The sequence below is a fragment of the Brevundimonas sp. 374 genome (assembly GCF_900102995.1).
In the GTDB taxonomy this organism is placed as follows: Bacteria; Pseudomonadota; Alphaproteobacteria; order Caulobacterales; family Caulobacteraceae; genus Brevundimonas; species Brevundimonas vesicularis_C.
Genome location: NZ_FNKT01000002.1, coordinates 245,677 through 264,067, shown reverse-complemented (window position 1 = coordinate 264,067; position 18,391 = coordinate 245,677). Strand labels below are relative to the sequence as shown.

20 protein-coding genes are annotated in these 18,391 nt (G+C 65.7%); 3 read left to right on the top strand and 17 right to left on the bottom strand.

Annotation, left to right across the window (positions count from 1 at the left end; genetic code table 11):
* Positions 1 to 20: 20 nt before the first annotated feature.
* Positions 21 to 749: a hydroxyacylglutathione hydrolase gene (gene gloB / locus BLR19_RS08695; RefSeq protein WP_091749746.1), complete on the top strand. Its 729-nt coding sequence runs from the start codon at positions 21 to 23 to the stop codon at positions 747 to 749.
* Here the strand turns inward: gloB and BLR19_RS08690 are convergent.
* From BLR19_RS08690 to BLR19_RS08660, 7 genes are all read right to left on the bottom strand, one after another.
* Complete coding sequence (locus BLR19_RS08690; protein ID WP_255366584.1) at positions 746 to 1,462, bottom strand: DUF4908 domain-containing protein; 717 nt, start codon at positions 1,460 to 1,462, stop codon at positions 746 to 748. The two genes, gloB and BLR19_RS08690, sit on opposite strands and share 4 nt — an antisense overlap.
* A 100-nt stretch (positions 1,463 to 1,562) precedes the next feature.
* The gene (gene phbB, locus BLR19_RS08685) at positions 1,563 to 2,288 is read right to left on the bottom strand and encodes an acetoacetyl-CoA reductase (protein ID WP_017505756.1); all 726 of its coding nucleotides are present in this window, start codon (positions 2,286 to 2,288) and stop codon (positions 1,563 to 1,565) included.
* A gap of 143 nt (positions 2,289 to 2,431) precedes the next feature.
* Positions 2,432 to 3,493, bottom strand: a complete 1,062-nt coding sequence (locus tag BLR19_RS08680) for an NAD(P)-dependent alcohol dehydrogenase (RefSeq protein WP_066549790.1) — start codon at positions 3,491 to 3,493, stop codon at positions 2,432 to 2,434.
* 77 nt (positions 3,494 to 3,570) lie between these two features.
* Positions 3,571 to 4,320 carry a DUF72 domain-containing protein gene (locus BLR19_RS08675; RefSeq protein ID WP_091749740.1) on the bottom strand — a complete coding sequence of 250 codons (750 nt, stop codon included), beginning with the start codon at positions 4,318 to 4,320 and terminating at the stop codon, positions 3,571 to 3,573.
* Positions 4,317 to 4,637: a type II toxin-antitoxin system RelE/ParE family toxin gene (locus tag BLR19_RS08670; RefSeq protein ID WP_091749737.1), complete on the bottom strand. Its 321-nt coding sequence runs from the start codon at positions 4,635 to 4,637 to the stop codon at positions 4,317 to 4,319. Before BLR19_RS08670 ends, BLR19_RS08675 begins: the two co-directional genes overlap by 4 nt.
* Entirely contained in the window at positions 4,637 to 4,882 is a 246-nt protein-coding gene (locus BLR19_RS08665; RefSeq protein WP_045809783.1) for a type II toxin-antitoxin system ParD family antitoxin, read from the bottom strand. Before BLR19_RS08665 ends, BLR19_RS08670 begins: the two co-directional genes overlap by 1 nt.
* Before the next feature lie 54 nt (positions 4,883 to 4,936).
* The gene (locus BLR19_RS08660) at positions 4,937 to 6,508 is read right to left on the bottom strand and encodes an ATP-binding protein (protein WP_091749734.1); all 1,572 of its coding nucleotides are present in this window, start codon (positions 6,506 to 6,508) and stop codon (positions 4,937 to 4,939) included.
* A gap of 112 nt (positions 6,509 to 6,620) precedes the next feature.
* Here BLR19_RS08660 and BLR19_RS08655 point away from each other — a divergent pair, with 112 nt between their 5' ends.
* Positions 6,621 to 7,358, top strand: a complete 738-nt coding sequence (locus BLR19_RS08655; RefSeq protein ID WP_091749731.1) for a hypothetical protein — start codon at positions 6,621 to 6,623, stop codon at positions 7,356 to 7,358.
* Here the strand turns inward: BLR19_RS08655 and BLR19_RS08650 are convergent.
* From BLR19_RS08650 to BLR19_RS08605, 10 genes are all read right to left on the bottom strand, one after another.
* Positions 7,355 to 8,716 (bottom strand): glutamate--cysteine ligase, encoded by a 1,362-nt coding sequence (locus BLR19_RS08650; RefSeq protein WP_091749729.1) that lies wholly within the window; start codon positions 8,714 to 8,716, stop codon positions 7,355 to 7,357. The genes BLR19_RS08655 and BLR19_RS08650 overlap by 4 nt on opposite strands.
* A gap of 135 nt (positions 8,717 to 8,851) precedes the next feature.
* Entirely contained in the window at positions 8,852 to 9,571 is a 720-nt protein-coding gene (locus tag BLR19_RS08645) for a 16S rRNA (uracil(1498)-N(3))-methyltransferase (RefSeq protein WP_091749726.1), read from the bottom strand.
* A gap of 86 nt (positions 9,572 to 9,657) precedes the next feature.
* Positions 9,658 to 10,821, bottom strand: a complete 1,164-nt coding sequence (locus BLR19_RS08640) for an acyl-CoA dehydrogenase family protein (protein WP_091749722.1) — start codon at positions 10,819 to 10,821, stop codon at positions 9,658 to 9,660.
* 96 nt (positions 10,822 to 10,917) lie between these two features.
* Entirely contained in the window at positions 10,918 to 12,702 is a 1,785-nt protein-coding gene (locus tag BLR19_RS08635; RefSeq protein ID WP_091749720.1) for an acyl-CoA dehydrogenase C-terminal domain-containing protein, read from the bottom strand.
* Positions 12,703 to 12,705: 3 nt separating this feature from the next.
* A complete protein-coding gene (locus tag BLR19_RS08630; RefSeq protein ID WP_039244783.1) occupies positions 12,706 to 13,188 on the bottom strand; it encodes a MerR family transcriptional regulator in 483 nt (160 codons plus the stop codon).
* 175 nt (positions 13,189 to 13,363) lie between these two features.
* Entirely contained in the window at positions 13,364 to 13,780 is a 417-nt protein-coding gene (locus BLR19_RS08625; protein WP_039244781.1) for a DoxX family protein, read from the bottom strand.
* Between the two features lie 210 nt (positions 13,781 to 13,990).
* Positions 13,991 to 14,209: a helix-turn-helix domain-containing protein gene (locus BLR19_RS08620; RefSeq protein ID WP_039244779.1), complete on the bottom strand. Its 219-nt coding sequence runs from the start codon at positions 14,207 to 14,209 to the stop codon at positions 13,991 to 13,993.
* Positions 14,210 to 14,221: 12 nt separating this feature from the next.
* The gene (locus BLR19_RS08615; RefSeq protein WP_091749717.1) at positions 14,222 to 14,749 is read right to left on the bottom strand and encodes a DUF2975 domain-containing protein; all 528 of its coding nucleotides are present in this window, start codon (positions 14,747 to 14,749) and stop codon (positions 14,222 to 14,224) included.
* Positions 14,750 to 14,872: 123 nt separating this feature from the next.
* Positions 14,873 to 16,285: a protein adenylyltransferase SelO gene (locus BLR19_RS08610; protein WP_091749714.1), complete on the bottom strand. Its 1,413-nt coding sequence runs from the start codon at positions 16,283 to 16,285 to the stop codon at positions 14,873 to 14,875.
* Between the two features lie 317 nt (positions 16,286 to 16,602).
* Positions 16,603 to 17,439, bottom strand: coding sequence for a hypothetical protein (locus BLR19_RS08605; RefSeq protein ID WP_091749711.1), 837 nt, complete (start codon positions 17,437 to 17,439; stop codon positions 16,603 to 16,605).
* 375 nt (positions 17,440 to 17,814) lie between these two features.
* On the opposite strand from BLR19_RS08605, the gene BLR19_RS08600 reads away from it, so the two are divergent.
* The gene (locus BLR19_RS08600) at positions 17,815 to 18,366 is read left to right on the top strand and encodes an OmpA family protein (RefSeq protein ID WP_039244254.1); all 552 of its coding nucleotides are present in this window, start codon (positions 17,815 to 17,817) and stop codon (positions 18,364 to 18,366) included.
* Positions 18,367 to 18,391: the final 25 nt, after the last annotated feature.

Below are 18,391 nucleotides of genomic sequence, written 5' to 3'. Positions count from 1 at the left end.
CCTGCTGCTAGGATGGGCGCATGACCCTGGATGTGCATCTGTTTCCCTGCCGCGCCGACAACTACGGCTTCCTGATCCGCGATGCGGCGACCGGCGTGGTCGCGGCGGTCGATACGCCCGATGCAGCGCGCATTCTGGAGGAGCTGGAAGGCTTGGGCTGGGGGCGTCTGGACCTGATCCTGAACACCCACTGGCACCCCGATCACACCGAGGGCAATGCGCGGCTGAAGGCCGACTGGGCTTGCGAGATCGTCGGGCCGGAAGAGGTGCGCAAGGTCGCGCCGCTGGACCGCGTGGTCGCGGACGGCGATGTGGTGATGGTGGGCGAGACGCGGTTCGAGGTCAACGAAACGCCGGGTCACACCCTCGGCCATGTGGTGTTTCATGCGCCGGCGGACGGCTTGGCCTTTACTGGCGACACCCTGTTCGCCTTGGGCTGCGGTCGGTTGTTCGAGGGCACGCCCGAGCAGATGTTCGACAGCCTGCAGCGGCTGAAGGCCTGGCCCGACCAGACCGTGATCTGGTGTGCGCACGAATATACGGCGTCGAACGCCCGCTTCACCCTGAGCCTGGACGACCGGCCCGAGACCGCAGCCCATGCCGAGGCGATCTTCGCGGCGCGCGCGCAGGGCGAACCGACCGTGCCGACGACGCTGGGGGTGGAGAAGCGGTTCAATCCGTTCCTGACCGCCACGGATGCGGATCAGTTCGCCGAGCGCCGGGCGGCCAAGGACAGCTTCCAGGGCTAGCGGTTCAGGGCGTCCCCGCCCACGACCCGCACGATCCGGGCCGAAGACGGGCGGCCGGCGATGCCGGCGTCGGCGTCGATGACGATCCGCAGCGTGCCCTGGACCAGGCTGACGCCGGGACGCCCCTGATCCGACACGACGACGCGGCGCACCCGCTCGACCTGGGCGCGCAGGTTGGAGGACCGCGCCATGCGCACGATGGCGTCGCTGGCGGCCGAGACGGTGTCAGCGGCGACCTGTTCAGAGCCGGGCTGAATGTCCACGTCGATGACGATCAGCCGGCCCATTGCCTGGCTGGCGCGGTAGCTCTGGCGCATAAAATAATCGACCAGCTGCGCGCCGGTCATCGCCGCGCTGGCGAGGCCCTGTGCCTCGCCGACGCGCGAAGCCGGCGAGCCTTGCGGGGCGGTGGTCGTGTAAAGGGTGATCGCGCCGTCGGGCGTGACGCGCAGCACCTGATCGCCATTGTCGTTCCGATAGATGATGTCGCCGCGCGGCGCGGGCGTGGGCCGCAAGACCCAGACCTCGGTCGAGCGTTCCAGCCGCATCAGAGGCCGCGATCCGGAAGTGTCCAGGATGAAGCCTTGGCCGCTGCTGCTGACGTAGCGGGCGGTCGGCGGCACGGTCCGGCGGGACTGGGCCTGGCTTTCGGTCGGGACAACCACAGGCGCGACAACGCCCACGCCGATGACCGCGATGGCGGCGACCGCCATCGCGGTCACGCGTGGCGATTTTTTCGCCCTGACCGATCCCAACAACTTCATGACAGACTTGATGAAACCCGCGCGCGGCGGATTTTGGGCGAAGCCCGCCTCAACCCACCAGGTACTGACCGCCGTTCAGCGACAGTGTGCAGCCTGTGACATATCCGGCACGCTCGCCCACCAGCCAGGACACCATGTCGGCGATCTCTTCGCCCTTGCCCAGGCGGCCGACGGGGATGTGGCTGATGATGCCTTCCAGCACCTTGGGGTCCATGGCGCCGACCATTTCGGTGTCGATATAGCCGGGCGCGATGCAGTTCACGGTCACGCCCTTGCGCGCATTCTCCAGCGCCAGCGCCTTGGTGAAGCCGATCATCCCGGCCTTGGCGGCGGAATAGTTGGTCTGGCCGATCTGACCCTTCTGACCGTTGATCGAGGAAATGTTGACGATGCGCCCGTGGCCCCGGTCGCGCATGCCGTTGATGACCTGGCGCGTCATGTTGAAGACGCTGTCCATATTGACACGGATGACGTCGGACCACTGGTCGTGGCTCATCTTGTGGAAGAAGCCGTCGCGCGTGATGCCGGCGTTGTTGACCAGGATGTCGATGGGGCCGAGCTGATCCTCGACCTCCTTCACCGCGCGGGCGCAGTCGTCGAAGCTGCCGACGTTGCCCTTGACCACCATGACGTCCAGCGCATCGGCGATGGCCTTGGCCGCCTCGTCGTTGCCGGAATAGCCGGCGGCGACCTTGAAGCCGTCCTCATGCAGGCGCTGAACGATTGCCTTGCCGATGCCCCGGGTCCCGCCCGTCACGAAAGCTACGCGCGCCATATCGTCTCCTGTCCCTGTGCAGACCCTTAGAAGGCCTTGTCGCGGTTCAGGATTAACGCGCGAGCGCTAGCGCGCAAGGCGAGAATCTGACGCGACGGAAGTTTCATGCCTCCGTCGCGTTTCGTTGATCTTCGTCCCGGTGATCAGGCGGCCAGCTTTTCCATATCGATGACGAAGCGATAGCGGACGTCGGATTTCAGCATCCGCTCATAGGCGTCGTTGATCTGGTCCGGGGCGATGGTCTCGATGTCGCAGGCGATGCCGTGCTCGGCGCAGAAGTCCAGCATCTCCTGGGTTTCGCGAATGCCGCCGATCAGCGAGCCGGCGATGCGGCGACGACGCCACAGCAGCGGCAGGGCGAAGACCGGCAGGCCCTCGGTCGTCAGGCCCAGCATGATCATGGTGCCGTCGCGGGCCAGCAACTGAATGTGGCTGGCGATCTCGTGCGTGGCCGAGACGGTGTTGATGATCAGGTCGAACTTCTCGGCGGCCGCCTTCATCGCATCCTTGTCGGAGTTGATCAGGAAGTGTTTGGCGCCCATCCGCTCGGCGTCGGCCTTCTTGCGGTCCGAGGTGGACAGGACGGTGACTTCCGCCCCCATGGCCGCCGCCAGCTTGACGGCCATATGGCCCAGACCGCCCAAGCCGATAACCGCGACCTTTGAGCCGGGTCCCACGCCCCATTCCTTCAACGGCGAATAGGTGGTGATGCCAGCGCACAGCAGGGGGGCGGCGACGTCCAGCGCCAGGCTGTCGGGGATGGACAGGACGAAATGCTGATCGACGGTGATGTGGTCGGAATAGCCGCCCTGGGTGATGGCTTCCGACGTGCCGCCCTTCTTGTCCTTGCCGCCATAGGTGCCGGTAAAGCCGGGGATGCAATACTGTTCGACGCCTTCCTGGCAGGAGGCGCATTCGCGGCAGCTGTCGACCATGCAGCCGACGCCGACGCGGTCGCCTTCCTTGAAGCGGGTGACGTTCGATCCGACCGCCTTGACCACGCCCGCGATCTCGTGACCCGGCACCAGGGGGAAGGCCGTGCCGCCCGTCTCGCCGCGCGCGGCGTGCAGGTCGGAGTGGCAGACGCCGCAATATTTGATGTCGATCAGCACATCGTCCGGACCCGGATCACGGCGCTCGAAGCTGTAGGGCGTCAGCGGCTTGTCGGCGGCGGTCGCGGCGAAGGCGCGTGTGGCGATCGGCATGGGAATAGTCCTTCAGGCTTTGCAGTGAGCCGGCCTCAGATGTGAGGACGGCCGCGGGTCCGCAAGCGTCCGGACCGCTATTTCAGCTTGGCGATCAGCGCCTGAGCCGCCGCCGGGTTCCGCACCTTCGCGCCCGAGATGAAATAGGCGAAGACCTCGCCGCGTTTGGCCCAGGCTTTGGCCTGATCCGCCACCGCCTCCAGCTCGGTCGCCGTCATGCCGGTCGGCTCGTCCTCGCGGCTGGACATCAGCCGGGCGTAGCTGAAGTCGGCGGTCGCCTCGTCGATTTGGGGCCAGGTCGGCTCCTCGTCATCGACCGCATAGACGATGGCCGCGCCGTATTTGCGGGCCAGGTCATAGAATTGTTCGGTGGCGAAGGTCGGGTTGCGAACCTCCAGCGCGTGCCGCAGCCGCACCCCGTCCTTCTCCTTGGGCAACAGTTTCAGGAAGCCCTCGAAGTCCTCGGCGTCGAACTTCTTCGTGCCCATGAACTGCCAGTTGATCGGCCCCAGTTTGTCGCCCAGTTCGGTCAGGCCCTGGCTCAGGAACTTGTCGAAGCTCTCGGCGCCTTCGGACAGCACCTTGCGATTGGTGCAATAGCGGCTGGCCTTCACCGAAAAGACGAAGCCATCCGGCGTCTCGTCGCGCCATTTCTTCCAGCTGTCGGGCTTGAAGGTCGAATAATAGGTGCCGTTGATCTCGATCGAGGTCAGTTTCGACGCCGCATATTCCAGCTCGCGCTTCTGAACCAGGCCTTCCGGATAGAAGATCCCGCGCCACGGCTCGAACGTCCAGCCGCCGATGCCGACATGGATGGGGTGGGTCATGGTTCGCTCCGTTCGTCGCTCGATCCGACGCCAGTTGTGTCGGACTGCCAGTCTTCCAGCTCGTGCCGAATGCGTCGGACGAACACGTCCGCATCGTCGATTCGATAGAGAATGGCGTGGCTTTTGTAGAAGATCACATGGGCGTCCGCGCTCAACTCCGGTCGACCCGCTCCAAGACGTGGAAAATCCGCAAGCAAGTCCAGTTTCGCGAACAGACCCTCGATATAGTCATCGGCCTGACGGCCCCCGAACAGCTCGAGGCCTTGCAGATAGACCTGCTGCAAGTCCGCCCGCGCCGCGCGGCTTAGACGAAGCATCAGGAGGCGCGACGCAACTGGGCGCGCAGTTCTTCGATCACTTCACGTGGCGACTGGTCGGAAACACCGGAGGCGTCGGCCTCTACGATCAGCCTTTGCCAATGCGCGATCTTCTCGGCCTTGACCTGCTCGCGGCGGATCAGGTCGCGCACCACGTCCGACGTGTTGGCGTAGCGCCCGGATTTCGCCTGTTCCTCGACCCAGGCCTTCATGGGATCGGGCAGTGAGATGTTCATCGTCGCCATGGTCGGCCTCCTCTCAATGAGAATGGTCCCTTGGCAAACTTTGTCAACGTCGGATCAGAGCGCTGTCGCCGCCTGGATGCCGGCCAGCAGACTGGCGGCGGTGATGGGCTTGGGGACGTGCAGGTCGGCGCCGGCGTCGCGCGCCTGGTCGCGGTGCTCGCTCATGGCGTTGGCGCTCAGCATGATGATCGGCGTGCGCGACTGATCGGGACGGGCGACCTCGATCTGGCGAATGGCGCGGGTGGCGGTCAGGCCGTCCATGCCCGGCATCTGCATGTCCATCAGGATCAGGTCGAAGGTCTCGGACTGGAAGGCGGCCAGGGCCTGTTCGCCATCTGCGACGGTGACGACCTGCATGGCGTGCGCGGCCAGGATCAGCTGAACGACGCGCTGATTGACCGGGTGATCCTCGGCCAGCAGCACGCGCAGGGGCGCCAGGGGGCGGTCGGCCTCGGCCGCACGCGCGCGTCGTTGGGCATCGTGTTCGGTCAGCGAGGCGGCGCGCGTCAGGGGGATCTCGACGGTAAACCGGCTGCCGACGCCCGGGGTGGAGGCGGCGGAAATCCGCCCGCCCATCAACTCGACCAGCGAACGACAGATCGACAGGCCCAGGCCCGTGCCGCCGAACCGGCGCGTGATGGTGCTGTCGGCCTGGCTGAACCGGTCGAACAGCCGGGCCGCGTGATCGGAAGAAAAGCCGACGCCCGTATCCTCGACCCGTAGCGTCAGCTGGGTCAGGCCGTCGGAATCCTCCTCCACCGCAAGGGCGACGCCGACCGCGCCCTGATGGGTGAACTTGATCGCGTTGGACAGCAGATTGTCCAGCACCTGACGGATGCGGGTGCTGTCGCCGACGAACATGCCGCGCGCATCGGCGTCGCGGCGGATGTCGAAAGTCAGTCCCTTGGCTTCGGCCTTCAAACGCATGACGTCCAGCGGGGCGGCGACGGCCTCGTCCAGATCGAAGGGCCGGCTTTCCAGGTCCAGATGCCCGGCCTCGATCTTGGACACATCCAGAATGTCGGACACCAGCCGTTCCAGCGTTACGCCGGAGCTTGCGATAAGGGCCACCATCTCAGCCTGCTCGGGCGTCAACTCGGTGCGCGACAGGGCGTCGACGATCCCGATCACGCCATTCAAGGGCGTGCGGATTTCATGGCTCATATTGGCCAGGAACTCGGACTTCGCGGCATTGGCGGCCTCGGCGGCGGCGGTCGCTTCGCGCAGGGCCTGCTCTGCCGCGACCTTTTCGGTCACGTCGCGCGCAATGCCATAGATGCGGTCGCCCTGGCGATGGGCGCGCCATTCGACGGCGACGTAATGACCGGCCTTGTGGCGATATCGGTTGATCTGGCCCAGGACTGGATCGCCCGGCCGCCGGTTTTCGACCTCGACGATGCTCTGGCGGGTGGCGGCGTGATCGTCCGGGTGGATCAGGCGCAACAGGCCCTGGCCCTCGATCTCGTCGGGGCGATAGCCCAGCATGGTGAACCAGGAGGCGCTGGCCTTGACCACGCGCCCATCCAGCTCGCGCACCACCAGCAGATCCAGCGACACATCGAAGAACGTGTCCAGATCCACATCGGCTGTGGGGAAGGCCAGGGCCGCAACGGGCGAACAGGTCATTGCGCACTCTCTCGAACTGAGACCCATGTTACGGCGCATCGGTTAAGCTCGCCTTTGCAAAGGATCGAAAAGAGCCGATGGCGTCGTGCGCCGTGTCGGTTAGGAACAACTCATGATCTTGCTTCTCGCCGCGATCGCCATGCTCCAATCCCCGCTATCAGGGGACGGAATCGAACCCCTGACCCTGGCCGAGGATCGAGCCTGCACGGACGACGGGGCTCAGTGCGTCGGTCTGACGCAGCAGACGCGTGACGGCGAGCCGGTCTTCACCCCGGTCGTCCGAGTGCCCGACGCCCTGCCGGCCGCGCCGCAAGAGGCGTCGGGCGAGGTGGAAAATTACAAGCCCTGGGCTGGCCTGATCCGGCTGGCGGACGGCGGGTTTCTGGCCGGGGTCGAGATGGAGAGCCGCAGCATGTATTCCGGCGGCGGCGGGCAGGCGACGGAGTTGCGGCTCTATCGGCTGGATGCGGACGGCGACACCGGCGCCGCACCGGTGCTGACCGTGCCGATCCAGGGTTCGCTGATGATCCGCGCCTGTTTCAGCGAGGAGGACATGACCCAGCGCGCAGGCGCATGCCACGACGAATACAGTTTCGCTGCGACCCTGACCGCGAGCGACGCGGCGGATGCAATGCCGGTCCTGACCTATGAGACGACGGCGACGGCCTATCCGCGCGGCGCCTCGCGATCCGAAGACTCGCTGGAGAAGCCGCCGCTGAAGCCTGCCGACCTGATCGCCGCGCGCGATCCGAAATGCAGCTTCATTCGTCGGTTCACCTTCGACGCCAAGGCCGGCGAATACAAACCGGACAGCCCGCTGCCCGACTGCTCGGACTACACCGTCCCTTAGTAGGCGAAGTCGGCGTAGATGCGCTTCACGTCGCCCTGCCAGGCGCCGTGATACAGGTCCAGCAGGCGCTCAGCCGGCGTGACGCCGCTGTCGGCGATGTCTTCCAGTTCCGACAGATAGCCGCGCTCGTCCACCATGCCGCCAGAAAACTTGGCGCGATTCTTCAGCCCCTGTTTGGCGATGTTCACCAGATCGACGGCGATGTCGCGCACCGATCGGCCCGCCACCTCGGCCTTCAGACCCAGGCGCGTCACGTCGCGGCGCAGGCGTTCGTGGTCGGCGATGTCCCAGTCCTTGACCAGGTCCCAGGCGGCGGCCAGCGACGGCGCGTCGTACAGAACCCCGGCCCATAGGGCGGGCAGGGCGCAGATCCGGCTCCAGGGTCCGCCGTCGGCGCCGCGCATTTCCAGATAGGCCTTCAGCCGCACCTCGGGGAAGAGGGTGGTCAGATGGTCGTTCCAGTCCTTCAGGGTCGGATACTGGCCGGGCAGGGCGGGCAGTTTGCCGGCCTGGAAATCCCGGAACGACTGGCCCGAGGCGTCGACATAATGGCCGTCGCGCTTGGCGAAATACATCGGCGTGTCCAACGCATAGTCGGCGTAGCGCTCGAAGCCGAACCCGTCCTCGAACACGAAGCCCAGCATGCCGGTGCGGTCGGCGTCTGTGTCGGTCCAGACGTTGGCGCGGGCCGACAGGAACCCGTTAGGCCGTCCCTCGGTGAAGGGTGAGCAGGCGAACAGGGCGGTGGCGATGGGTTGCAGCGCCAAGGAGGTGCGGAACTTCATCACCATGTCGGCTTCGGAATCGAAGTCCAGGTTCGCCTGGATGGTGCAGGTGCGCAGCATCATGTCCAGGCCCAGGGTGCCGACCTTGGGCATATAGGCGCGCATGATGTCGTAGCGGCCCTTGGGCATGACCGGCACCTGTTCGCGCGTCCACAGCGGGTCGAAGCCGGCGCCCAGGAATCCGACGCCGATCTGGTCGGCGACCTGCTTGACCTCCATCAGGTGCTGGCCGGTCTCGTTGCAGATGTCGTGGATGGTCAGAAGCGGCGCGCCCGACAGTTCGAACTGACCGCCCGGCTCCAGGCTGACGGAGGCGACGAAGCCTTCGCTGTTCCTTCGCTCCAGTCCGATCAGAAAGCCGTTTTCCTCGACGGGCGACCAGCCGAAGCGTTGCAGACCCTCCAGCATGGCCTTGATGCCGTTCGGGCCGTCATAGGCGGGGCGGGCCAGGGTGGTCTTGTCGAAGCCGAACTTCTCGTGTTCGGCGCCGATGCGCCACTGGTCCTTGGGCTTGATCCCCTTGGACATGGCCTCGATGAGGTCGGTCCGGGTCAGCGGCGCGTTGTCGGTCATGCGTCAGTCCCCTGCGGGCGCATCGTAAGCGACCGTGTGTCGCGGCTAGATGGGCAAGATTGCGGCAAGGCTCAAGAGGGCTTTCGTCTTTCCCTGACGCTCGGTCTGCGTCGGCTCGCTGCCTGAGGGGCGGACTTATCGTTCCCAATCACCGACGGCCGCCTGCCACAGGGTCATGGCGGCGATGGCGGCGGTGTCGGCGCGCAGGATGCGCGGGCCCAGCGACACGGCGGTGGTGAAGGGCAGGAACCGCAGCCGCTCGCCCTCTTCCGGCGAGAACCCGCCCTCCGGCCCGATCAGGATGGACCAGGGGCCTTCGCCTGCGTCGCGCAGGGACGAGACGGCGGGCGCCCCGCCCGTCTCGTCGCAGAACATCAGCCGGCGTCCGGTTTCCCAGCCGTCCAGCAGGGCGTCCAGCTTGATCGGATCATCGACGGCGGGCACGTCCATCCGCCCGGTCTGTTCGGCGGCCTCTTCGGCGATGGCGTCCAGCCGGTCCAGGCGGATGCGGTCGGCGTTGGTGCGTTTCGTCAGGACCAGTCGTACCCGGCGCGCGCCCAGCTCGGCGGCCTTCTCCACAATGGTCTCGACGCGAGCCTTCTTCACCACCGCCACGATCAGTTCCAGATCGGGACCAAAGGTCTGGGGTCGCACCTGTTCCTCGGCGCGCAGGATCACGCCCTTCTTCAGCACTTCCGCGACCGTGCAGCGCCATTCCCCGTCGCGCCCGTTGAACGCCAGCAGATCATCCCCGGCTTTCAGCCGCATGACCTGGGTCAGATAGCGCGATTGGTCCAGCGTGGGCGCGACGGAGCCGGCGGCGGCGAGCGGCGATGTGACGTAAAGGCGGATCATGCCCCTACATGACCTGACGCAAACCGCTTGTCATCCCGGCCGCAGCGAAGTGAAAGGCCTGGATCACAATGGACGGATCGATATCCTTACAGCGTCCGCGCGATCAGCAACTTCATGATCTCGTTCGTGCCGCCGTAGATGCGCTGGACGCGGGCGTCCTTGTATAGCTGGGCGATCGGATATTCGTTCATATAGCCATAGCCGCCGTGGAGCTGGAGCATCTCGTCGATGGTCTCGCCCTGGATGTCTGTGACCCAGTATTTGGCCATGGAGGCGGTGGCGGCATCGAGTTTCCCCTGCAGATGCAGGCCGATGCAGTGGTCGGTAAAGACCTTGGCGACGGTCAGCTTGGTCTTGACCTCGGCGAGTTTGAACTGGGTGTTCTGGAAGTCGATGACGCGCTTGCCGAACGCCTTGCGCTCCTTGACGTAGGCCAGAGTGGCTTCAAGGCCGCGCTCGGCGGCGGCGACGCCCTGGACGGCGATGTTTAGCCGCTCTTGAGGCAGCTGCTGCATCAGTTGGACGAAGCCCTGGCCTTCCGTCCCGCCGATGATGTTGTCGCCGGGCACCTTCACGTCGTTGAAGAACAGCTCGGAGGTGTCGTTGGCCTCCATGCCGATCTTGTGCAGGTTGCGACCACGTTCGAACCCTTCCGCGCCATCGGTCTCGACCACGATCAGCGAGGTGCCCTTGGCGCCTTCGGCCGGATCGGTCTTGGCGACCACGATCAGGAAATTGGCCAGCTGGCCGTTGGTGATGAAGGTCTTGGATCCGTTGACGACATAGCCGTTGCCCGACTTGACCGCCGTGGTCTTGACGCCTTGCAGGTCCGAGCCCGCGCCCGGTTCGGTCATGGCGATGGCGCCGACCAGTTCGCCCGATTGCAGGCGCGGCAGCCAGCGCTGCTTCTGCTCCTCGGTGCCGTAATGCCAGATGTAGGGCATGACGATCGCATTGTGCAGCGAAATGCCGAAGTGGTCCGCGCCCTTCCAGCCCAGTTGACGCATCAGCACGACCTCGTGCCGATAGTCGCCGCCGAAACCCCCATCCTCTTCCGGCAGCGACAGGCCCAACAGGCCCGCCTCGCCCGCGTCGTTCCACAGCTGACGCGGCACCGAGGAGTCGGCGATCCATTGCTGCACCTTCTCAAGCGGCGCGTGCTCGTCGATCCATTTGCGGACGCTGTCGGAGAAGAGGGTGATCTCTTCTTCACGCATGAAATCGGGATCGGGGCTGCCCAGTACGTTCATCGGTTTCGTCCCTCAGGTTCGCGGGCTTTTGCCCGTCTGGCCGGTAAGAAAAACGGGCCGGCGAGATCGCCGACCCGTTTCGTTGTCAGTCTGAGATCAGAACGCCTCGGCCGGCATGGCCATCAGCACGTCGGCGCCGGTCTTCATCTTCTTCAGATGGGCTTCCGCGTCGGGCAGGATGCGCTCGACGAAGTAGCGGCCGGTCTGAAGTTTGTTGGCGTAGTAGGGGTCGGTCGAACCGGCCTCGACCTGCGCTTGGGCCACCTTGGCCATCTGCGCCCACATATAGGCCAGCGCCGTCAGGCCGAAGACGTTCAGATAGTCGGTCGAGGCGGCGCCGGCGTTGTCCGGGTTGGCCATGCCGTTCTGCATCAGCCACATGGTGCCGTCCTGCAGCTTGGCCTTCACATCGGCCAGGCCGTCGACGAAGGGCTTGATGGCCTCATTGCCGCTGTTCTCGGCGACGAAGGCGTCGATCTCGCCGAACCAGGTCATGATGGCGCGGCCGCCGTTGGCGGGAAGTTTGCGGCCCACCAGATCCAGCGCCTGGATGCCGTTGGTGCCCTCGTAGATCATGGTGATGCGGGCGTCGCGCAGATACTGCGAGGCGGTGAAGTGTTCGGTATAGCCCGAACCGCCGTGCACCTGCATGCCCAGAGACGCGACATGGAAACCTTTGTCGGTCAGATAGGCCTTCAGCACCGGCGTCAGCAGGCCCATGTAATCCTTGGCCTTCTGGGCCACGGCCGCGTCCTCGGACTTCTCCAGATCGGCGTGAAGCGCGGTCCACAGGATGAAGGCCTGGCCGCCTTCGACGAAGGCCTTGGATTCCAGCAGCATGCGGCGCACGTCGGGGTGGACCATGATGCTGTCGGCCGGGCCGTCCGGGTTCTTCGGTCCGGTCAGCGAACGGCCTTGCAGGCGGTCCTTGGCGAACTCGACGGCGGCCTGATAGGCGGCGGTGCCGATGGCCAGGCCCTGCAGGCCGGTGCCGAGGCGGGCCTCGTTCATCACGACGAACATATTGTTCATGCCGCGGCCTTCTTCGCCGATCAGCCAGCCCTTGGCGCCGTCGTACTGCATGACGGCGGTGGCGTTGCCGTGGATGCCCATCTTGTGCTCGAGCCCGGCGCATTCCAGGCTGTTGCGCTCGCCCAGCGAACCGTCCTCATTGACCAGGAACTTGGGCACGACGAACAGCGACAGGCCCTTGATGCCCGGAACCGCGCCTTCGACGCGGGCCAGCACCGTGTGGATGATGTTGTCGGCGAAGTCGTGCTCGCCCGCCGAGATCCAGATCTTCTGGCCGGTGATCGAATAGGAGCCGTCGCCGTTGGGCACGGCCTTGGTGCGCACCATGCCCAGGTCCGTGCCGCACTGCGGCTCGGTCAGGTTCATCGTGCCCGACCATTCCCCGGTCGCCATCTTGGGCAGATACTTCTGCTTCAGTTCTTCGGACGCATTGGCGTGGATGCCGGAATAGGCGCCGGCCGTCAGGCCCGGATACATCGAAAAGGCGGCCGAGGCGCCGGCCGTCATCTGACCGAAGGCCGAAGCCACCACGCTGGGCATGCCCTGACCGCCGTACGCCGGGTCGGCGGCCAGCGCCATCCAGCCGGCCTCGGACATGGCCTTGTAGGCTTCCTTCCAGCCCTTGGGTCCGGTCACCACGCCGCCCTCGGCCCAGTGGCAGCCCTCCTTGTCGCCCGGATTGTTGATCGGGGCGATGACCTCGTCGGCGAACTTGGCGCCTTCTTCCAGAATCTGGCTGACCAGATCCGAAGAGACGTCCTGGAAGCCCGGCTGGTTGGTGTAGCGGTCGATCTCCAGCACTTCATTCAGGATGAAGGTGAAGTCGCGGACAGGCGCCTTGTAGGCCATGGATTACGCTCTTGCTTTGAAGGGGTGGTGGTGGTCGTGGTTGAGACGCGCGCGCAGCAGCTTCTCATAGTCTTCGGCGCCCGGCAGCAGGTCGGGGCGGTGTTCGGACAACTTGGATTCCATCCAGGCGCAGGCCTGTTCGGCCGTCTCGATGGCGCCTTCGATGTCTTCCAGCTGCTGTTTCAGCGCCGCGATCTGGGCGCGGTGCCGCACCAGGGCCACGGCCATCTGGTGGACGTTGTGATCCTTCTGATCATAGAGATCCATCATGTCCTGGATCTCCTGAAGGGTGAAGCCGATGCGGCGGCCCCTCAGGATCAGTTTCAGCCGGGCGCGGTCGCGCGCGTCATAGACGCGGGTCTGGCCCTTGCGCGCGGGCGTCAGCAGGCCCTTGTCCTCATAGAATCGCAGGGCGCGCGCCGTGGCGCCGAACTCGCGGCACAGCTGGCGAATGGAATAGGTGCGGTGGTCGTCGGCGGTGGCCATGCGCCTTCATAACTTGACGTGCGCGTAAAGGGAAGAGGCTTACGCGCACGTAAGGGTAAGCTTTTCTCTCGCGTCGACGATCAGGCATGAAAAAGCCCGGAGCCTGGGGGGAAGCTCCGGGCGCAAACGCCGGACTGCAGGGGGGAGAGGGGTCCGGCGTTCGATCTCTTTCAAATCAAGCCTTGCGGCGGCCCAGCAGCACCGGGACGGTGATGGCCAGAAGGACGGCGTTGACCGCCGCCAGGCCGAAGTCCTGGCTCAGCGCGTGGATCGTCATCATGGTCGCTTCCATGACGATCAGGCCGACCGTCGCCGTCAGCAGAAGGGGGCGACCCACCCGCCACGAGATCAGCGGGCTCAACACGCCCATGGCCAGAACGATCTCGACCACGCCCAGGCCGCGCACCATGTTCTCGGGCGCGACAGCGGGCCAGCCCATCAGATTGATCAGGTTGGTCATCGGCTCGGTCAGCTTGGCGTAGCCGGCGGCGATGAAGAACATCGCGATCCAGCCCTGTAGCGTCCAAAGGGCGATGTTGGCGTATGCGGCGCGGTTGCGCGACGGCGCGGTGGTAAAGGTCGAGGTGGTCATCGGGGAGGACGCCTGAAGGTCATGAACGGCTGCGATCCGACCTTGGGGCGTTCCCCGGGGAGCCGTTCGCTGAAGCCTATATAGCGGCGCTTCAGTCGGTTGTCATCATGCGATGACATCAACTGATGACATCAGCCGATGACTTTCTGTTACGGGGCGGGGGCATTGGGCCGATTCCCAATGCCCCACAAGGATTTGCAACGCGCGATTTCAGTCTTCGGGCTGCGGCCCCGGCGTCTGGACGATCAGGTCGCCAGGCTGGCAGTCCAGTTCGCGGCACAGGGCGTCCAGGGTGGAGAAGCGCACCGCGCGGGCCTTGCCGGTCTTCAGGATCGACAGATTGGCCAGGGTGACGCCGACGCGGTCGGACAGTTCGGTCAGGGACATCCGGCGTTCGAGCAGCAGCCGGTCCAGTTGGATCATGATCATGGCGCGCGCTCCTCAGACCGTGGTCAGCTGTTCGTCGCGCATGGCCGACCCCTGCCGGAACACCTCGGCCAGGATGAAGACCACCAGAATGCCCAGCCAGGAGCCCAGGTCGAAGTCATAGTCGGCTGGCGACTGGCCGATGCTCTGCGGGGCGACAAAGACCAGCAGCAGCGCCGTCAGCTGAATGCCGATCAGGCCCAGACCCACGCCTTGCAGCCGTTTGACGTTGGCGAACTCGAAGGCGTCGCCCTGATTGACCGACAGCAGGATGCGCCGCAGCCGATTGATGATCCACCAGGTGAAGCCGCAGGCCATGAAGGCGCCGAGCAAGGTCAGACGCTCCGGCCATTGCAGCTCACGGCCCGTGCTGCTGTTCATGTCCTTCAGTCCGTCGATGAAACCTGCGGCGAAGTCGGCCGATACGACGCTGCCCAAGAGGCAGATCGCCATGACGATCGTCGCCAGCATGACGAAGACGTTTGCGAACCCCAGGCACCAGCGCAGAGCGCTTGCGATTGAATATTTGCCGATCAGTTTCATCACGAAAGCCCTTCCCTTCGGGTCGCCCTCCGCGACCGCCTTGGTGACTATCGATATGGATTTATCGATAAACGGGCAAGAAAATTATCGATAAACGAGATGAAGCTTTTGTAAGGTTCGGCGTCAGGCCGTGAAGCCCCAGGCCCGACGCGCCGCCTCCAGTCGATCCAGCTTGGCTTGGAAGGGCGTCCAGTCGTCGGCGTCCGCGATGGCGGCCCAGATCGCCTCGACCTCGTCGATCAGCATCTCTTCCGGTTCACGGGCGGCGAACATCGGATGCTCCAGTCGCTCAATCCGGTCCGGTTCGTGTTCCATCAAGGCGAAGCGGAAGGCGTCGAAGGCCTCGCCTTGATAGAGTTTCGCGCGCGGTCCCGACAGGGCGCGGGCCGAAGAGGCGAAACCGCCAAACCAGTCGAAGAACAGCGGCTCCCACCGCAGGGCCGCGCCGCCTTCGCGCAGCAGGGCCAGGGTCGTATCCACCAGCCGCTGATCCGCCGCCTCGCCCAGGCTGTGGACGCCCAACCGCATCAAAAAGGCGGCGCGCAGTTCGCGGATATAGGCGGGACCGAAGCCGTTCAGCGCATCCGTCAACGGCTCGACCTCGGCGACCAGTTTCAGACAGCCGGCCAGCTGTGTCAGATTCCAGAATACTGCCTCGGGTTGACGCGCGAAGGCGTAAAGGCCCGTCTGGTCGAAATAGGCGGCGGTGAAGGCCGGGTCGTATTCGGGCAGGAACCGCCAGGGGCCGTAGTCGAAGCTCTCGCCCGTGACGTTCAGATTGTCGGTGTTCAGCACCCCGTGCACGAAGCCCGCCGCGATCCACCGCGCCGTCAGTTTCGCCGAGGCCTCGACGACCGCCTGCAGCAGACCGGGCGCATCGCCGGTCGCCACGTCCGGATGATACAGGCTGCGCACATGTTCGATCAGCGCCTCGATCTGGTCCTTGCGTCCCAGATAGGCCGCGCGCTGGAACGTCCCGAACCGCACATGGCTGTGCGACAGTCGCACGAGCACGGCCGACCGCGTCGGCGACGGCTCGTCTCCGCGCTCCAGCGCCTCGCCGGTCTCGATCAGCGAAAAGGCGCGGCTGGTCGGGACGCCTTGCGCCTCCAACATCGTCGCCGCCAGCACCTCGCGCACCCCGCCCTTCAGCGTCAGCCGCCCATCGCCGCCACGCGACCAGGGCGTCTGGCCGGTGCCCTTCGTTCCCAAATCCATCAGCCGACCCGAGGCGTCGCGCATCTGCGCCGCCAGGAACCCCCGCCCATCGCCCAGATCGGGATTGTAGTGCCGAAATTGATGCCCGTGATAGCGCATGGCGATCGGACCGGGCTGACCCGGCAGGGGCTCGAACCGCCCGAACGCCGCGATCCATTCCGCCTCGCTCAGCCCCTCCAGCCCGACCTCGGCGGCCGCGCGGTCGTTACGAAACCGCAGGATCGTCTGAGGAAAATCTGCGGCCTGAACCGCATCGGCATAGTCCGCGCCCAAGTCAAAGAAACGCGGTTCGGGGCGATAGTCGGAAGAGACGGGCATGGCAGTCTAGGTGCGTGTCCAAGGAGAGGAGCGCAACCGCGCGCACGTCTTTCCTTCGTGATCCCCCAGTTTCGCTCGGCTCGCCGCACGATCACTAAGGGGTGGGGCCAACCATCCTATTCGCCTGAGGTCAGTCTAATGTTTTCAATCTTCTCTCGCTCGCCGGCGTCTTCTTCCTGCCCACGCTTCCAAGCCGTGCGATCCTGTCTCGGTTCGTTCGCACGAAACGCACCGCATAGTCGGGGAGAAAGAAATCAGACGAATTAGACGAATTAGACGGTGTTTTGCCGACGACTGTCTGAATGGGCGTCGGCGCGTCAGCCCGCGCCCAGCAGGTCCGACCAGCGCCAGCTGCCCTTGCCCAGGGCCAGTTGCGCGCCGCCGGGGCGGTCTTCCAGCTTCAGCACGGCCAGGCCCGTCATGCGCTGGCTCTTGCACTCGGCCGGGGCGAAGGCGACTTCCAGGGCGATGGCTTGGCGCACGCCCGCCAGACCCTTGCCCGCCTGGTTGCGGCTTTGCAGCCAGTCGCCGTTCCAGACCAGAATGGCGCGTCCGTTCGCGTCCATGTCCTGGGACGCGGCGATGACGGCGCGGCGCACGGCCTGGTCGTCGCGCACGGCGTCCTGGACCCAGCGCACCATGTCGCACGACCCGCCGCCGGAGCCTGAACCGGCGCCGGTCCCGCCCGAGCCGCCCGAGCCGCCGACGCCCGTTCCGCCGCCGCCGCCCGGACCTGCGCCGACCGTCATGGCGCCGGCGATCTGGGCCGCGCCCAGCAGGGGCAGGGGCGGACCCGGCGGAGCGGGCGCGGCGGGAAGGGGTTCGACGTCGGGCGGGCGTTTGCTCACCACCAGTCGCGGTCGCGCCGCCGCCACGGCTGGCGGCCGCCGCTGGGGCGCGGGCTTGGCTGGCGCGGCCGCCTGGGCGGCGGCGGCCGGCGCGTCAGGCTTGGACGAAGGATCGGGCGCGATCACGCGCGCGGGCGGGGGCGGAGGCGGCGGGGGCGGCTCGACCAGTTCGACCATCATCGGCGGCGTCTGCGGCGTCTCGACGATCGGTTCCGCCTGGCCGTGCATCAGCAGCGCCAGCCCCAGATGCGCGGCCAGGATCGGCGTCGCCGCCAGCGCCCAGCGCCGTGTGCGCGCCGCGCTCAATCGCCGATCCGTGATGGGAGTTGAACACGCCGCCGCATGGTCATCGGGACAAAACGCCTGTAAAAACCGCCATGCCCCGTTGAAAACATTCGGTCGCGTCAGGAAAGTGGCGTCGTCGTGAATACAACCGCGCGACGGCGCAGAGCGGCGATAGATGAGCGTGTCCGCCCTCCGGCATCAGCCGTCGGCGGCGGAACGTCTTCACTGAGGCGATGGTTCCGTGCTCATGCAAGAATAACGCGAATATTCGATCTGCTTATGGTCAAGCTGACATGATGCCGCCCAAAGCGCGTCATTACTCCGCCTTGTCTCATACGCCATTTTCATCTTGCGCATGAACTGGGTGTGGCGCTCCCGGCAAGAAGGAGACAGAACTTGAGCAGATCGAAACTCAGGACGGCGGTCGTCGGCGGCGCCCTCATCGCCCTCGGCTTTGCGGCCAGCGGCTGCGCCAGCCATCGTTTCGTGCGTGATCAGGTCGAAGTCGTCGACAACCGCGTGACCACCGTCGAAGGCACCGCAGGCCAGGCTCTGCAACGCGCCAACGACGCGCACAAACTGGCCGAGGGCAAGTTCCTCTATCAGGTCGTGCTGTCGGACGATTCCGTGAAATTCCCCACCGACGCGGCGGCCCTGTCGCCCGAGGCCGAGCAGCGCCTGGCCCAGTTCGCCCAGCGTCTGCAGGGCGAGAACAAGAACGTCTATCTGGAAATCCAGGGCTACACCGACTCGACCGGCACGCCCGAGCATAACGACCAGCTGGGCGAGCAACGCGCCGAGGCCGTGCGTCGCTTCCTGAACCGGCAGGGCGTCGCCCTGAACCGCATGGCCACCATCTCCTACGGCCAGGAACAGCCGGTGGCCTCGAACGACACGCCCGAGGGCCGTTCGCAGAACCGCCGCGTGACCATCGTCGTCCTGGCCTAGGCCGCCTCGACCTCGAACGCCGGAA

What these genes read in the sequence shown, in the direction of transcription:
- gloB (WP_091749746.1), top strand. Translation starts at nt 21, where the DNA reads ATGACCCTGGATGTGCATCTGTTTCCCTGCCGCGCCGACAACTACGGC.
- BLR19_RS08690 (WP_255366584.1), bottom strand. Translation starts at nt 1,462, where the DNA reads ATGGCGGTCGCCGCCATCGCGGTCATCGGCGTGGGCGTTGTCGCGCCT.
- phbB (WP_017505756.1), bottom strand. Translation starts at nt 2,288, where the DNA reads ATGGCGCGCGTAGCTTTCGTGACGGGCGGGACCCGGGGCATCGGCAAG.
- BLR19_RS08680 (WP_066549790.1), bottom strand. Translation starts at nt 3,493, where the DNA reads ATGCCGATCGCCACACGCGCCTTCGCCGCGACCGCCGCCGACAAGCCG.
- BLR19_RS08675 (WP_091749740.1), bottom strand. Translation starts at nt 4,320, where the DNA reads ATGACCCACCCCATCCATGTCGGCATCGGCGGCTGGACGTTCGAGCCG.
- BLR19_RS08670 (WP_091749737.1), bottom strand. Translation starts at nt 4,637, where the DNA reads ATGCTTCGTCTAAGCCGCGCGGCGCGGGCGGACTTGCAGCAGGTCTAT.
- BLR19_RS08665 (WP_045809783.1), bottom strand. Translation starts at nt 4,882, where the DNA reads ATGGCGACGATGAACATCTCACTGCCCGATCCCATGAAGGCCTGGGTC.
- BLR19_RS08660 (WP_091749734.1), bottom strand. Translation starts at nt 6,508, where the DNA reads ATGACCTGTTCGCCCGTTGCGGCCCTGGCCTTCCCCACAGCCGATGTG.
- BLR19_RS08655 (WP_091749731.1), top strand. Translation starts at nt 6,621, where the DNA reads ATGATCTTGCTTCTCGCCGCGATCGCCATGCTCCAATCCCCGCTATCA.
- BLR19_RS08650 (WP_091749729.1), bottom strand. Translation starts at nt 8,716, where the DNA reads ATGACCGACAACGCGCCGCTGACCCGGACCGACCTCATCGAGGCCATG.
- BLR19_RS08645 (WP_091749726.1), bottom strand. Translation starts at nt 9,571, where the DNA reads ATGATCCGCCTTTACGTCACATCGCCGCTCGCCGCCGCCGGCTCCGTC.
- BLR19_RS08640 (WP_091749722.1), bottom strand. Translation starts at nt 10,821, where the DNA reads ATGAACGTACTGGGCAGCCCCGATCCCGATTTCATGCGTGAAGAAGAG.
- BLR19_RS08635 (WP_091749720.1), bottom strand. Translation starts at nt 12,702, where the DNA reads ATGGCCTACAAGGCGCCTGTCCGCGACTTCACCTTCATCCTGAATGAA.
- BLR19_RS08630 (WP_039244783.1), bottom strand. Translation starts at nt 13,188, where the DNA reads ATGGCCACCGCCGACGACCACCGCACCTATTCCATTCGCCAGCTGTGC.
- BLR19_RS08625 (WP_039244781.1), bottom strand. Translation starts at nt 13,780, where the DNA reads ATGACCACCTCGACCTTTACCACCGCGCCGTCGCGCAACCGCGCCGCA.
- BLR19_RS08620 (WP_039244779.1), bottom strand. Translation starts at nt 14,209, where the DNA reads ATGATCATGATCCAACTGGACCGGCTGCTGCTCGAACGCCGGATGTCC.
- BLR19_RS08615 (WP_091749717.1), bottom strand. Translation starts at nt 14,749, where the DNA reads ATGAAACTGATCGGCAAATATTCAATCGCAAGCGCTCTGCGCTGGTGC.
- BLR19_RS08610 (WP_091749714.1), bottom strand. Translation starts at nt 16,285, where the DNA reads ATGCCCGTCTCTTCCGACTATCGCCCCGAACCGCGTTTCTTTGACTTG.